Here is a 14,982-nt window from a genome sequence, read left to right on the forward strand (position 1 = left end):
TAGCATATTATGTTGACACCGATAGTCAACTAAATTCATCACAAAAATAGAGGATATCATACATTTTTGCAAATATTTGTATAATACTTACAAAAAAACACCCCTATAAAATAACTATCTCTTAGAAAATTGACACTTTTTCCGAGCTTTATGTTGACCATATTTCTTACGTTCAACAACACGTGAATCTCTAGTTAAGAACTCACTATTACGTAGTATAGAATGCAAATCTTGGCTTACACTACTTAAAGCTCTGCTTATTCCATGAGCTAGAGCACCTGCTTGACCAGATAGCCCTCCACCTTTTACAGTTGCAAATACATCGTATTTATCCAATGTGGAAGTTGCAACAAATGGCATTTTTACTATTTGGCACACTGACTCTCTTTTAAAATAAGAAATTAGATCGCCTTTTTTGTTAACACTAAATTTTCCACTCCCCGGCTTTATCCATACTCTTGCTACAGATTCTTTTCTTCGGCCTGTAGCATATAAACGACCAAGCGAATCAACTGCTGATTTAATTGTCTTTTCTGACCAATCATTGTTATTTATTGTAGAACTCTTCATTTTTACTCCATTACTTTTTATTTTTACGATTCAAAGAGGCAAAATCTATCTTTTCAGGTTGCTGTCCTTGATGCTTATGCTCTGAACCAGAATAAACATACAAATTTTCAAAGCGTCTACGTGCCATAGGCCCATCATCAAGCATCCTTTTCACTGCCATTTCTATTACACGCTCAGGAAATTTGCCATTTAAAATATTATCTGGAGTAGTTTTCTTCAAACCACCAGAATAACCTGTATGCTTATAGTAAATTTTATCTTTAAGCTTCTTTCCGGTGAAATGCACCTTTTCTGCGTTGATAATAATTACATTATCGCCACAATCCATATGAGGTGTATACTCAGGTTTATGCTTTCCACGTAATAGTGTCGCTACAAATGCTGCAAGCCTCCCTACCACTAATCCTTCTGCATCTATGACAAACCACTTTTTATTGATTTGTTTCTCCTTTAAGAAAAAAGTCTTCATTATTTGATCCAACAATAGTAAGCTATGATATACTTAATTTCTCAATAGTGTCAACAATATTAGTTATTGATTATTAAAGTAATTTATGTTAGTAATTGAGCTGCGCAACCAATATGCATAGGAATTAGAATGTTTCGATTGATTATCACACTTGCGATCATTTTTAATACTATAAGTTGCTATGCAACCGATGTGGGAGAAGTGATAAGCAAAGCCATCAAAAATAGCTCAAAAATAAAGTCTCAATTTTACCAATATAAAAGCGCAGAAAAACACTATAAATCTTCTGGGTTAGCTGGATTTTTACCTGACATTAATTTGCAATACAATTTCGATAGTAACTTTAATCTTGATACATCTGAAAAAAAACTTACATTGCGCCAGAAATTAATCGATGGCGGTGGTACCTTTGCCACATTCAGTCGATCAAGCCATCTTCTCAAAGCAGAAAAGATGCGATTTCAGCAATTAAAACAAGAGCTTGCACTTAATGCTGTGAAAGCATATGTTAATGTTTTACAAAAGACAGAAATATTAAAGCTCAGAGAACATAAAGAACGCGTTTCTTTGGAACATTTGTCAGCTATGAAAAAACGCTTTTCCCTTGGAGAGGTAACCAATGCTGAAGTTTTGTTAGCAAAAGCAAAATTTTCGTCTTCTATATCCGAAAGAGTTGATGCTGAAGGTAAATTAAAGTTGGTAAATATTGCTTATTATCATTTGATTGGCGAAGATGCTGATGACCTTTCTGAAGCTAATGATAAACTACCTTCTGTTCCAGAGCTAAATGAATGTTTACAGTTAGCAAAAACCAATAATTTATCTCTAAAAGCAGCAGTTTATCAAAAAAGAGCAGCCGGAATGGAAGTGATTGCTGAAAGCTCCAAGTGGCTTCCTTCTTTAAATCTAAGTGCAAGCAAAAATTTTGGGGAGGATGGTATGAAGGTAGACAAACTATTAGAAAATGTTCATGTAGTTTTTACTCTTGATGTTCCAATCTTTAAGAGAGGAGTTAATGCTTTTGGTGTCAGTAAAGCTAAAATGGATGCAAAAAAATCTACCTACGATTATTATGAAACGGTAAAAAATATAGAACAAGCAGTTGTAAATGCTTGGAATAATGTGTTGACAGCAAAGGCCATTATCAAAGCAAGTCAAGAAGCGGAAAAAGCAGCAGCTCTAGCATTGGAAGGAGTTGAGCAAGAAGTAAACTTAAATTTAAAGAGTACATCTGACCTTTTGGACACTGAAGATGCATTATTTAAAGCACGTTCAGACTTAGTTGAAGCAAAAAGCAATTATGTGATTAGTGTTTACAACTTGCTTTTTATGATAAATAGTATAAACCTCTAAATTTAATGGTATTAGCACTATGCATGATGAACAAGGTAATCAATCTGTAAAAGATATCCTAGAAGATATAAAAAAAGCTATATCGGGTAAAAACGCGAGTAACGATAAAGCAGAAATAAAGGATGAAAATGATGATGTGCTATACCTTGAGGAAGAGTATCCAGAAGAAATAGAAGAAGATGGCAAAAAAGAAAATAATGAAAAAGAGGACATTGATAATGATGACCAAAGTGAGGAAATGGCTTGCAACAATAACCAATTTAATGGCCATAGCTACAATTCAGAAGAAAAAAAAGATATTTATTTGTACGATAATATCCAAATGAGTAATAACAAAGCGAGTAATAGCGGCTTACAAGCGCAAAATAACGATCATCTAATTTTAAAAGAGAATATGGAAGAGATCAAAGCGTTGCTTGGAAAAATGCAAAACGAATTACAGCATAAACAACAAAAAAAAGCGAACCTTACTGTTGAAGAATTAGTTACATCTCTTTTAAAACCTCAGCTCTCAGAATGGCTGAATAAATATCTACATGCACTGGTAAAAGAAGTAGTTGAAAAAGAGCTTAAAGATATAATCAATAATAAGTAGGGTATTAGCAATAAAAACTAGAGTAAAGACGGCTAGAGGCAGAAAACTATCTTCAACAAGGTGGCTACATCGTCATTTGAATGATCAGTATGTGCAAAAAACTAGCAAGGATGGTTATAGGTCACGCTCAGCATATAAGCTGGTAGAAATGGATAACAAATTTAAATTATTCCAAGAAGGGCAAAAAATTATTGATCTTGGTGCTTCTCCTGGTGGATGGTCACAAGTTGCATCTCAGAAAGGTGCAAATGTGGTTGCTCTTGACATAAAACCAATGAACGCAATTAATGGAGTAGAGTTTATACAATGTGATATTATCAATGAGTTTGAAATTTTAAGAGAAAAATTCAAGGATCAAAAATTTGATGTAATTTTATCTGACATGGCGCCCGAATCTTGTGGTTTAAAATCGTTGGATCATATCAGAATTATGCTTTTATGCGAAGCAGCGCTCAATTTTGCAAAGCATTTCTTGAGTCATGGTGGCACGTTTGTAGTAAAAATTTTCCAAGGAGAATCTGACAAAGATTTTTGTAACGAGCTAAAAAAAATGTTTAAAACAGTAAAATACTTTAAACCAAAGTCAAGTAGATCTGAATCTACAGAAATGTATTTGGTAAGTTTAGGCTTTATTGGCAGCAAAACTTCTATATAATATTAATCTAGGTAGTCCGCAGAAACAAAAAACTTGCTTGACAAACCTCGCCAGCCCCCTTATCATGAAACTGAAGCTATTGTATTTGCTTTCGCCAATCTGCAGATTAAAAGGTAAGGATTACTTAATGTATCGGCGTCTTATGTTTAATTTTTTGCAGTATATAGATACTGTATGTCTTTACAAAACTTCATCTACATCTAGATTTTTATCTAAATAAGCTGAACGCGCTTATAAAGCGTTACAAGACATCAAAAAATGCCAATACTTGACAGAGATAGTAAAAGACTAGCTAACTCGGGGATTCTTTGTCTTTTTTTCTGCTTGGTAAATTTCTTAAACATTTGCAGCATAGGTGAGTTGCAATTAAAAGCAGCTAAATCTTGCTTGTCAAGCGTTTAAAACATAAAAAACGCCAATATTTTAAAGCAGATAATAACCCCAGGGCTTCTTTTGCCTTTTTTTTCATTTGGTAAATTTCTTAAATATTTATAGCTAAACGACAATCGTCATCCCAGCGGGATCTGGAGATACCGCGGCGGTATGACGGTTCGCGACGGCATGACGATAAGGTTTATATCTTGTCATCCCAGTGCTTGACACTGGGATCCAGGAATTTTATTAAGTTGGTGAGCATAAAAATAGCTGTTTTACGTTAAAATACAATGTTTTGATGATTATGGAAAGGCTGGATTCCAGTGTCAAGCACTGGAATGACACCATAGGGGCACTGCCATCATAAAGGAACCAGTGTCGGCTACTCGGATGACATCATAGGGGCGCTGGGATGACACCCTGACAATCGTCATCCCGCTACTTGTTAGCGGGATCTGGAGATACCGTGACGGTATGATGAGGGAGAACAGTTAGCGGATGAGATACCGCGAATGAATCGTGGTATGACGGTTCGCGGTGGCATGATGTAGGACTGCTGTGACACCATTATAGAATGAACCAGTGTCAGCTACTTGCATAGAAAATGTTTATGACTAATTTTTAGATCAAACATGGAATTTCGACAAACTTAACTTTTTTGTGAGATGGTTCAGCAATAATAAATAAATTGAGAGGAAAGGTTACGGCAATGGAAAAGAAAAAGTTTTTTGAAATAATAAATGAGGTAAGCAAGAGTGAAGGTTTAAATGAGAATAATTTACTTGAAAGAATAGGGAATAAGCTAAAAGATGCAGACTCAATAGTATATAGCACTTATAACAATTTGAAGATAGATAAGATGTTCAGTATATTAGATTCAGACAAAATTGTAAATTATATGTTGGTACATCTTGCTGTGGAATGTAACAGTGTACCAATAGTAAAACTCCTACTAGCAAAGGAAGCAAAAGTTAATGAACCAATATATGAACTTGATGAAGCTAAGTCTAAGCTAACTGCTTTGCACATTGCTGCTTTGCATGGTCATCAAGAGATAGTTCAGCTTTTATTGAATAATGACGCAAATCCTTTACTAAAAGATAGTCAAGGCCGAACTCCAAGGGATATTGTCGGCGATGTAGAAGGTAAAAAGGCTATAATAAAAATGTTAGAGGAAGGAGAACAACGTTATGCTGAGACAAGAGCTACGAGAAGACAACCTTATAGACAAGGCACTTTACTGCAGCCTAATAATAAAACTCCAGGAAATTTAGCTTTGAACGGAAATAACGTAACTGCTGCAGTACAAGCATGGGGTGCAAAACATCAGGAAGAGAATAGTAGAATTACACCAAACAACAAAAAAGTCTATGTACAAGATGAGGATGAACAGACTTCTTCAAACTCAATCGTTAATGAAAACAATACAGACAAAGTAGATGATACATTAGAAAAAGAACAGGCTATAAGAGAAAGAGATGCTATGGCGCAAAAGTTGCAAGAGGCAGAACAAAGACTTGCCAATAATCAGAAGCGCATAGAACATAATGACTTGCACAGTCAACATCCAGAGCAGTATACTACATATAATGGGGAACAGACCTTTTTAAATAAAAGTAATAGTGGCGATAGTGGAATATATTTTGATGCAGATGAATCTGAAGCTTTAGGCCAATCTATATTAGAAAATGGAGAAGATATTAATGCACAAGATAAAGATGGCGTGACCCATTTACATTGGGCTATTGCAGATAACAATAAAGAATCAGTGGAACTTTTGGTAAAATGTGGAGCAAAAGTTGATGTACAGGATAAAGGTGGACTGACCCCTTTACATTATGCTGCTGCATATGGTTGTGTAGAGATTGCAGAATATCTAGTAGAAGGTGGAGCAAACGTTAATGCACAAGATAAAGTTGAGCATACTCCCTTATATTATGCTCTTGCAAATGACAATAAAAAATTAGCAAAGCTTTTGATAAAGCATGGAGCAGATCGCTCATTGATAAAGGATGAAGACCTAATAGATAGACTAAACAGTATGTGTGATCAGCCATCTGAGGTTGTACCTAGTACCTTTTCTCATTCCAAAACACACAACGCAACGGAAACTCCAGAAAAAGCAGAAAAGGTTGAAAAACGTAAAGCTAAGTTAAAAGAATTACGTACTCAGCTAAAGGATGAGCAGAAAAAGAATGAATTGCTAAAACAAAAAATACAAGATCTAGAAAGTAAAAACACAACGCTTAATAGTGAATTAGAAAAAACAAAAACTAAAACAGACGAAGTACCATTAGAAAAAGCGCAAAAGGAACTAACAGAATTGAAAAGTTATATCACTGGACATGGAGCTAGGCTGGACACACTGGAGAAACTCAATGAAGAGAATGAATCACTAAGACAAGAAATAAAAAATCTAAAAAATGAAAACACAACACTTAAGGGTGAATTAGAAAAAACAAAAACTAAAAAAAACGAAGTACCATTAGAAAAAGCGCAAAAGGAACTAACAGAATTGAGAAATTGTGTCACTGAACATGAGACTAAATTGGAAGTACTGGAGAAACTCAATGAAGAGAATGAATCACTAGAACAAAAAATACAAGATCTAGAAAGTAAAAATACAACACTTAATAGCGAATTAGAAGAAAACGAAAATAAGCATTCTAAAACAAAAGTGTTGTTAGAAAAAGCGCAAAAGGAACTAGCAGAATCAAAAAGTTGCATAGTTGGACATGAGACTAAGTTGAAAGAATTCAATAAAGAGAATGAATCACTAACACAAAAAATAAGAAGTCTGGAGAATGAAAACACACCACTTGATGGTGAACTGGGCAAAACTAAAACAAATGAAGTGTCACTAGAAAAAGTAGGAAAAAGACAATTTTCCCCAAAAGTTGCCTATGCGAGCCTTGCAGCTATGTTAGCAGTAGGTGCTGCTCTTAGTATTGCTTCCGGATTGTCTGCTCTATTAATAGTTGCAGCTTCTGTGGTATCTGCACTGATAGCTGGTGGCATTACATACACAATATCAAAACCCATCGCTGAACCAAAACCTACCACTGAATTGAAAGAAGTGAATATTCAAGATTCAGCACAACGGTGTTTGTAAAATTTAATTTGTACACTTGCTATAGATTCCAGCGCGTGACGCTGGAATGTAGTAAAAAGTATTTGTAAGTTACACAGTAGTGTGAATTTTTTACTTCGGTAGTTTTTCATTGTCATTATAGTCATAATAATAGTTGAGTTTAATTGATATGAAAACTTTTACGAAAAATTTTAAAAATAACGAAAAAAAGCTAGAGGAGTTTAATAAGGAAATTGAAGATATAACAACTATAGCTCAAGATAAATTTGCACATGAACTTGAAAATATCGCATATGACAGTGTGCAAAAATTTCGCAGTCTGCTTGCTAAAGAGTTAAACTCCACCTTCAATAATATTCATTCTCAAAATGTCAATCTACTAAAATCCAGCCTAGTTGAATATGCTATAAGTTCAAATTTTATCAACAAAAAAGGAGAAACAGCTTTAATACGTTCTCTTCTTAATATATTCATACGATAAAGCACTCAGAGTTGTTGCTGCGCCAATTTAACTTAATGTTGCATGCAAGCTGCATAGCTAAAGTAAGTAAGATTTGCCCCACGCTGTCACGAGGTAAACCTTACTTATTCTAGCTATATCAAAAAGGAGGGTTATTATGTCAATAAGATCTACTTCACCAAGAATATCTGTGCAACGTAAATCTAAGCCTGAATCTTTTCCAGTTACTTTAGAAGAGGTTAAATCTTTTTTACGCATTGAGAACGACCAGGATGATAAGTTGATTTCAGATCTAATTTTTATGGCAACTGATTACGCTGAATGGCATATGGAAAAGTCATTGGTGAAACAAACATGGCAAGTTTCATATGAAGATTATGTACCTCGTAGGATCTATTTAAGCTATGGCCCTGTGAGTAAGATAGTATTGGCTACTGCAATGATGTCTAAAAATCAAGAGAAGAGTACACTTAAGTATTATTTTAGTGATGTAGGGGGCTATGTTGAGTTTTTCAATTGTTTGAATGCAATAAGAGTTGATGTTGTATACGAAGCTGGTTATGACAATGTTCCTGAGCAGATAAAACTAGGTATTATGCGGCATGTTTCTGCTCTTTACAAAAATCGTGAATCGGAGGTAAGTAGCCATTTATCTGAAGTGAAGAAGGTATATTCTCCATTTCGCGAACCAAAGGTTGTTTTGTAGCTCTTTCTGGTCATTCAAACTGGGCTACTACGTCATACCGTTACGGATAGATCTCGCTAACAAGCAGCGGGATGACGAGGTATAAACCTTATCGTCATACCGCCGCGGTATCTCAGCCGCTAACACGTAGCGGAATGACAGCAGTCCTACGTCATACCGTCACGGATAGATCCCGCTAACAAGTAGCGGGATGACGAGGTATAAACCTTATCGTCATACCGCGATTCATTCGCGGTATCTCTTAACATAGATCCCGCTAACAAGCAGCGGGATGACGAGTTTCTATATATCTTTCGAGGGTTAATTATGAAAAAAATTCAAGCTATAAACGAGTTGTACAGTAGCATTTATGAAGCACTAAAAGCAAACTCTGATTTAAGGAAATATGTTACTAACATTTATGACTACTTACCTAAACAGGTCACCATTCCTTACCTGAGATTGTGTGTAGTGAATTATAATAACCTGCATATGCTGTCCAATTTTGCTACAAAGGCAAGATTTTCATGCGACATATATACTTATCATATAGACAGTATGTTTGCCATTATAAGGCATATTAACTTGATACTTAAGAGCATTGAAGGTTTTAATAATGAGGCCATTTTAGAAAGTAATTGTGCTATGGATCAGCACGATGAAATTTTACATTCAACAATTAATTTTGATATTTTAATAAAAGGAGGTGATAATGAGCAAATTACAGCTAAAAATTAAAGATCATGACAATAATTTTATTGTGTTAAATAATATAAGAAACCTAAGGTTTACTTTGCGTAATAACAGAGAAGAGGTGAAAGATATTTCTTCTTTTGGCTGGAGGAAAGTGCTCGATTGTGCTGGAAGCAGACACATTACGATAAAAATTAATGGAATTTTAGACTCTGTATTAGCTGATGAATTATTACGTAATTCTGCTATGCTAAACTCTAATAATGATTATGAAATTAGTTTTAATGCTAAGGAAAAGATAAGGCTTAGGTGTTCAGTTGAATTGTATGAGAGGTATTATGATCCTGTTACTTTTGACAGCTTTACTGTAGTTTTAAATAGTGCTGAAGTTGTAAACGCTTTTCATTAATGTTAATTTAATTTTTTCATATACAATAATAACTGGTGAGAATTTTAACTAAATTAAAAAAAATCATGAATGACGAAAACCTTTTCGAGGAAGACGGTGATAATATTGAAGAAAATAACGATGATAAAAGAGAGAGAAGTTTAGAAAATGAAAATCAGCAAAATCAAGAAGAACAACACAAAGAGGAAGATAAGCAATACATAATACAGTATATTCAAGACTATTTGAAAGTTTTTGAGGATATTCTAAATCAGATCGACGAAGGAATTGATAATTCGGATAGTTACGAAAGGACTATGCAAATAAAGCGAAGCATAGACAGGCTCATAGAGACTTTATATAGTCAGGCTGCGTCCGAAGATATTGATGCAGAATTTGAAACTACCAAACACACTCGCGATAAATCAGAATCTATGAAAAGAGTTAGAGAGAAGAGAAGAAAGCAAGTGATAGAAGAAGTATTAAGTAGCATGTTTGCCCAGCAACAAAAGGAGCTAATGAACGCTAAACACTTAAGTCATGGACATGAAACAGCAAAAGATGGGGATGTCCACGAAGCAAAGGAAAAAGTGAAGTCTTCAATCAGGGGAGTGTTGTTTTCGGTGATTGCTCATAGGATGGATCCAAGAAGGAGGGCAGGGGAAACTGCTGACGGTAACGAAAAGCAAGCTCATATATATGGCAGGGAAGCAGTTGGTGGAGCTTTAGGTGCATTGTTAAAAACGTTTTTAACAGCAGTTATTGCCGTTGTGCGTGAAATTGCTAAGCCACTTCAGAAACCGGAAACATCTTTTGCAAAACAAGTTGAAGAAAGCAGAAACGCAGATTCACAAAAGGGTCGATCTGTGTAGATTGCTCCTTGTAATAATCTTTCGATTCTACTGTCTGTTAATTCAAATTAGGGTTATAAAATTTTAGAAGCCAGCTCTTATATAACCAATTTATAGCAAGAAATTACGATACAAAAATCAGCGTCCGTTAGAAAATAAACATAACACAGGGTGATAGAGTTGCCCCTATCCATAAGCGTCAGTTAAGCTCAAAATTGTAAGCTTAAAATATGGTTGAATAATTATTAATAATAGTATATAATTATTAACGTTTTTCAGGCATTTTTGTTATGGGTGCGCCAAGTAAGCGTTTAGAATACAGTTGGTGAAAATCCAACTTAGGCAAAGTCTAGCCAACAGCCTAGAACAGACCATTATGCTGCGTGAGGTAACGAGCGTAGTAAAGCTAATGGAATGGACAATATAGGGTGCAATGAAAAATGACCTTACCCAGAAAAAGTGGAGAGAAAGTGTGGAATGTTTTTTACAAAAAGAATGATGCATCAAATTGTTCTGGAATGCAATAGTTAATAGTGACGTTGTTTGTTATAAAAAATTTCTATGTATTCAAATATTGCAGTTCTAGTTTGTTGAGCAGAGTGTTGTGAAGTATCAATAAGTATTTCTCTTTTCAATGAGCTAAAGAAGCTTTCTGCAACAGAATTGTCGTAACAACAGCCTTTATTACTCATCTATATTCTTTACAGCTAAGAGATATTGATACCCTTGCGCAGTATATTGTGAACCTTGGTCACTGTGCAGCAGTAGATTTTTAACAGGTTTACGCCTATTAATGGCCATTAATAAAGAGTTCATAACCAATTGTTTATTTATTGCACTACTCATTAACTACCATACGTGAGAATTATTGCTGCCAAATATAGCCATCCCTCCTTGGTTTTGATGTAAGTAATCCCATACTTTATTTGGTTGATCAACAATAAAGTTTTGATCTAGTATATTGGGAGCTACAGCTCTATTATCTGTTTGTTGTTTTTTAATTTTAAACTTTCTTCTCAGTATAGCCCTGATGTCATTTTTCTGCATAATACTTTGCACCGTTTTCAAATTGCAACTTTTACCCAAAGCCTTCAATTCAGCATGAATTTTAGGAGCTCCATATCTACATTTAGAAACTTGATATATTTTTTGAATAGCTGCGAGTAGCTCTTTATTTGCTGATTCTCTACTGCTTATTTTTCTTGTGGTCCACTTATAGTAGCCACTAGCAGAAAATCCTACATAATTCCTGTACTTTATAGCAGTTACTATATAAAAAAATATTTTACTCTTTTTGACTGGCCAGGGCTTTTTTTTAAATGTCTCTTTCCCTTGTTACTCTTGCTTTGTAAATCAAACCTCTCTTTGTCATAAGGTGCTACATCTGGAAATGCATTTGCCGCCGACTTTTTTTCGTTGTGTTTCTTTATCCATTTTCCTAATAAACCACCCTTTATTCCTAAATCTCTTGCTATTTTTGTAATTGTTTGACCTGCCTTTCTTTGTTCATTTGCCAGCTTAACAGCTTCCAATTTGAATTCTGCCGTATATTCTCTTACCATTTCTAATCCTCCAAAATTTTATTTTACCCAAAAAAACTCTTTTCTTTCTCTCCACTTTTTCTGGGTAAGGTCAGTTTACTGGCCTCTCCATGAGTGAGATTGAAAAATTAAGTGTGAACGGTTACCTTGGATGACAGAAAAGAGTGTTGGAAGGAGGCAATATTAAAAACTTAATTTCAGTCCAGCCAAGAGCACATAACCAGAGTTGTTATTTTCTATTTTAGGTTCTTTGGTACTAAATTTTACAATATCGAAATAGTATGAAGCACCTAAAAAAAGAGAATTTTCAAGGCTTAAAGCATATGATGTTAACTCGTTTGTACCTTCGCCTGCAATATCCCTACCACTACTAAAATATGTTAAGCTTGATTTGTAAGAATCAGAATGGTAAGCGATACCTGCATTCATATAATACGTATTATTTATTTCAGGATTACGCCTCTCACCAGATTCACCACCATTACCATAGGAAAAAATGCAATCAAGATCGAACAATTTTAGCTTCAAACCAAAATTCCAGTGCAGTAATTGATTGCGACATTCATAATTTTTAGAAGTTCCATCTGAGCAACCAGTTAAATTTTCTCTTGCAAATTCACCAGTCAAAGCAGTAGTAAAACCTATATCATTTGACAAGCTGTTTTTATAGGAAAGGCCAGCAGCAATTAAATTGCTGTACTGTAAGTTATTTTTTCCTGGAACATAACTGAATCCGAGTTGAAAGTTATAGATTTCAGGGGAGATGTAGTTAATTGATGATTGTTTTAACCCTAGTTCGAGTTCATTATAATCGCTATAAATATTGGGCTTGACCCAGAACACCTTGTCTTGATTATATCCAGGGTCACCATCTTTTTTATGATCACCGCGCAAATTTGCATAGTTTGTCCAATGACCATTTACTCCTCCAGCAGCTGCATAAATTTTTGAAGTGTTAATTAACATGCTCTGACCAACTAAACTTCTTTTACCATATTCAATTGATCCAAGTTCCTGGTTTTTTATGATAAAATACCATTCCTCCATGTCTAACTTTTCTATGTCTAACGCTTTTAGGTTTGCAATACCAGAAACCCCTGCCTTAACATTAACCCCCATTTGAGTATTTGGATAAACTTGCTGTAAATAAAGAAAGCGCAAGTATGAATAACTTGAAGTTTTATCCTTAGGCTTAGCATTGAAAGAATCTCTGTTGAAGGCGTAGCCGAATCTCAAATCTATTTTTCCGTCTAATTCTGCATAAAATATTTCCTTATCCAAAATTGTTTTAGAGCTAGCACTATTCTGCAAAAACAATGATGAAAGCAGTGCTACCAGGTAGTACTTTAACTTCATAAATAAACTTAAATCTTTATAAAAATTTAAGTTTAAACTCAATATAAATAAAAAACAACTTTTCAGAAGGCACCGCTGGTAGATTTTGCTGCCTGTTTTTGAGCTATATTCCCATAAATTATTGATACACTTGGTAATTTTCGCTTTAATAACTGCTTATTAATGGCAGAATGTATACGATTAATTATTTTAGATATACTTTTTACATCGCAGTTAATCAAAACAAAAAGCACTTTATTCTCATCAATATACCCTAGAAAATCATCACTACGGCAATTTTTATAAAAATGTTCTATGATAACTTTCAGTGCATTATTTGTCTCACTACAGCTACTATTTAAGCCAATCACTCCTATAGCTGCATTAATTTGATGTTGAAAGGCAAAATTTAATATAACGTATAACTCTAGAATAGTGGACTCATTGCCCGGTATATCGAATAAGTCATGGTTTTTATATTTTTTACCCATTAGATATTTATCTCTAAAGATTCCTAGTTTATGGGACAAACTGATATCACGTATTAATAGCTCATAATTTATTTTATTACTGGCAAATTGTGCAGTGCGGAAAACTTTTACTTTTGTCCTGATATCTTCTCCCTTAGCATCAATTAAGGAAAAATCTATCACTTTAGGTAGTATATCAAGTAAATCGTGTCCATTTTCGGTATACTCTAAATAATTCTTCACGTTGTCAGCTGCTCTTGTGCTTAAGATATTAATTAATGGCTTATTAAGCAAATTCTTCTCTTCATATTTTAACAAATCCCTTGCAACTTGATTGAGCCCTAAAATTAACACGTTTTTTTTCTTATTATCCTGACAAACAGATACCACAGCATCATCTTTTCTTCTTGCAGTTATGAAATCATCCATACTTTCATTCTATACAGCGTATTTATAAGTATAATAAGATTATATTAAGATTTACTTACTTATTAATATGCTTAATTGGGTATAGGCAGAATGTCATATGGAATGGCTTTGTTGTAGAAGAATCAAGATTACTGTTTATAGACTTCAAGTTACTGCAAAAAATATTTTAAAACATAGTGATATCTTGACTTTACCTAGTTAATATTCCAAATTATAAAAAAACAGATAGTTCTATGACGACAAGTCTATTACAAGGCAAAAAGGGATTAATAACCGGAATAATAAATAAGAGATCAATAGCATACGGTATAGCAAAAACTCTCTCAGAGCACGGAGCAGAACTTGCAATCACCTACCAGAATGAAATAATAAAAGAAAAACTATCACCAATAGCAGATGAACTAAATGTGGAGCTAATATTACACTGCGACGTTTCAAATGAAAAAATCATAGATAACGCTTTCGAAATAATAGAGAAAAAATGGGGTACTCTTGACTTTTTGGTGCATGCAATAGCATTCTCCGATAAAAATGAGTTAGATGGTAAATATGTCAATACTTCACTGGATAACTTCCTCAATGCAATGCATATATCGTGCTATTCTTTTACTGCTTTAGCGCAAAGGGCTGAAAAAATGATGTCAAATGGTGGTAGTTTACTTACTTTATCTTATTATGGCGCTGAAAAAGTTATGCCAAATTATAACGTTATGGGTTTATGTAAAGCGGCACTTGAAGCAAGTGTAAAATATATAGCATGTGATCTCGGGCCACAAAATATCAGAGTAAATGCAATTTCCGCTGGTCCAATCAGAACTTTAGCATCTTCTGGAATAAGCGATTTTCACTCCATATCAGAATGGAATAGAAATAACTCTCCGCTCAGACGCAATGTTACAATAGAGGATGTTGGCAAGGCAGCGTTATACTTATTAAGCGACTTAAGTAGTGGCACTACTGGAGAAATTTTGCACGTTGATTCAGGATATAACGTTGTGGGAATGAAGGTGGTTGACTGAGAT

18 protein-coding genes are annotated in these 14,982 nt (G+C 34.4%); 10 read left to right on the forward strand and 8 right to left on the reverse strand.

From position 1 onward, the window contains the following. Positions 1 to 114: 114 nt before the first annotated feature. Both rpsI and rplM read right to left on the reverse strand, forming a co-directional pair. Positions 115 to 570 carry a 30S ribosomal protein S9 gene (rpsI, locus tag ABL518_RS02290; protein WP_010082595.1) on the reverse strand — a complete coding sequence of 152 codons (456 nt, stop codon included), beginning with the start codon at positions 568 to 570 and terminating at the stop codon, positions 115 to 117. A 10-nt stretch (positions 571 to 580) separates the two neighbouring features. Then, positions 581 to 1,039: a 50S ribosomal protein L13 gene (gene rplM, locus ABL518_RS02295; RefSeq protein ID WP_010082596.1), complete on the reverse strand. Its 459-nt coding sequence runs from the start codon at positions 1,037 to 1,039 to the stop codon at positions 581 to 583. A 129-nt stretch (positions 1,040 to 1,168) separates the two neighbouring features. Here rplM and ABL518_RS02300 point away from each other — a divergent pair, with 129 nt between their 5' ends. The 9 genes from ABL518_RS02300 (at position 1,169) to ABL518_RS02340 (ending at position 10,206) form a co-directional block, all read left to right on the forward strand. Further along, positions 1,169 to 2,392 (forward strand): TolC family protein, encoded by a 1,224-nt coding sequence (locus tag ABL518_RS02300; RefSeq protein WP_010082597.1) that lies wholly within the window; start codon positions 1,169 to 1,171, stop codon positions 2,390 to 2,392. Between the two features lie 19 nt (positions 2,393 to 2,411). Continuing rightward, the gene (locus ABL518_RS02305; RefSeq protein WP_010082598.1) at positions 2,412 to 2,987 is read left to right on the forward strand and encodes a PopZ family protein; all 576 of its coding nucleotides are present in this window, start codon (positions 2,412 to 2,414) and stop codon (positions 2,985 to 2,987) included. Between the two features lie 76 nt (positions 2,988 to 3,063). After that, positions 3,064 to 3,642 (forward strand): RlmE family RNA methyltransferase, encoded by a 579-nt coding sequence (locus tag ABL518_RS02310; RefSeq protein WP_010082599.1) that lies wholly within the window; start codon positions 3,064 to 3,066, stop codon positions 3,640 to 3,642. Between the two features lie 1,084 nt (positions 3,643 to 4,726). Next, positions 4,727 to 7,129, forward strand: coding sequence for an ankyrin repeat domain-containing protein (locus ABL518_RS02315; protein ID WP_095742631.1), 2,403 nt, complete (start codon positions 4,727 to 4,729; stop codon positions 7,127 to 7,129). 148 nt (positions 7,130 to 7,277) lie between these two features. Beyond that, entirely contained in the window at positions 7,278 to 7,589 is a 312-nt protein-coding gene (locus ABL518_RS02320) for a hypothetical protein (protein WP_015588824.1), read from the forward strand. 136 nt (positions 7,590 to 7,725) lie between these two features. Beyond that, positions 7,726 to 8,274, forward strand: a complete 549-nt coding sequence (locus ABL518_RS02325; protein ID WP_095742630.1) for a head-tail connector protein — start codon at positions 7,726 to 7,728, stop codon at positions 8,272 to 8,274. Positions 8,275 to 8,580: 306 nt separating this feature from the next. Continuing rightward, positions 8,581 to 8,991 (forward strand): hypothetical protein, encoded by a 411-nt coding sequence (locus ABL518_RS02330; protein ID WP_010962350.1) that lies wholly within the window; start codon positions 8,581 to 8,583, stop codon positions 8,989 to 8,991. Next, entirely contained in the window at positions 8,966 to 9,355 is a 390-nt protein-coding gene (locus ABL518_RS02335) for a phage tail tube protein (RefSeq protein ID WP_010962351.1), read from the forward strand. The genes ABL518_RS02330 and ABL518_RS02335 overlap by 26 nt, the downstream gene beginning before the upstream one ends. Positions 9,356 to 9,420: 65 nt before the next feature. Further along, a complete protein-coding gene (locus tag ABL518_RS02340; RefSeq protein ID WP_070356729.1) occupies positions 9,421 to 10,206 on the forward strand; it encodes a hypothetical protein in 786 nt (261 codons plus the stop codon). Positions 10,207 to 10,712: 506 nt separating this feature from the next. Here the strand turns inward: ABL518_RS02340 and ABL518_RS02345 are convergent. From ABL518_RS02345 to ABL518_RS02370, 6 genes are all read right to left on the reverse strand, one after another. After that, complete coding sequence (locus ABL518_RS02345) at positions 10,713 to 10,877, reverse strand: IS3 family transposase (protein ID WP_010082072.1); 165 nt, start codon at positions 10,875 to 10,877, stop codon at positions 10,713 to 10,715. Next, positions 10,870 to 11,031, reverse strand: a complete 162-nt coding sequence (locus ABL518_RS02350) for a DDE-type integrase/transposase/recombinase (protein WP_010082071.1) — start codon at positions 11,029 to 11,031, stop codon at positions 10,870 to 10,872. Before ABL518_RS02350 ends, ABL518_RS02345 begins: the two co-directional genes overlap by 8 nt. 3 nt (positions 11,032 to 11,034) lie before the next feature. Continuing rightward, a complete protein-coding gene (locus ABL518_RS02355; RefSeq protein ID WP_099606206.1) occupies positions 11,035 to 11,469 on the reverse strand; it encodes an IS3 family transposase in 435 nt (144 codons plus the stop codon). Then, positions 11,454 to 11,747 (reverse strand): transposase, encoded by a 294-nt coding sequence (locus ABL518_RS02360; RefSeq protein WP_010082069.1) that lies wholly within the window; start codon positions 11,745 to 11,747, stop codon positions 11,454 to 11,456. Before ABL518_RS02360 ends, ABL518_RS02355 begins: the two co-directional genes overlap by 16 nt. 162 nt (positions 11,748 to 11,909) lie before the next feature. Next, positions 11,910 to 13,082 carry a porin gene (locus ABL518_RS02365; RefSeq protein WP_010082576.1) on the reverse strand — a complete coding sequence of 391 codons (1,173 nt, stop codon included), beginning with the start codon at positions 13,080 to 13,082 and terminating at the stop codon, positions 11,910 to 11,912. Between the two features lie 62 nt (positions 13,083 to 13,144). Beyond that, positions 13,145 to 13,960, reverse strand: a complete 816-nt coding sequence (locus tag ABL518_RS02370; RefSeq protein WP_010962355.1) for a PAS domain-containing protein — start codon at positions 13,958 to 13,960, stop codon at positions 13,145 to 13,147. Positions 13,961 to 14,193: 233 nt separating this feature from the next. On the opposite strand from ABL518_RS02370, the gene ABL518_RS02375 reads away from it, so the two are divergent. Further along, a complete protein-coding gene (locus ABL518_RS02375) occupies positions 14,194 to 14,979 on the forward strand; it encodes an enoyl-ACP reductase (RefSeq protein ID WP_006280349.1) in 786 nt (261 codons plus the stop codon). Positions 14,980 to 14,982 lie beyond the last annotated feature (3 nt).

Origin of the sequence: Wolbachia endosymbiont of Drosophila willistoni, from assembly GCF_040084705.1 — a bacterium.
In the GTDB taxonomy this organism is placed as follows: Bacteria; Pseudomonadota; Alphaproteobacteria; order Rickettsiales; family Anaplasmataceae; genus Wolbachia; species Wolbachia pipientis.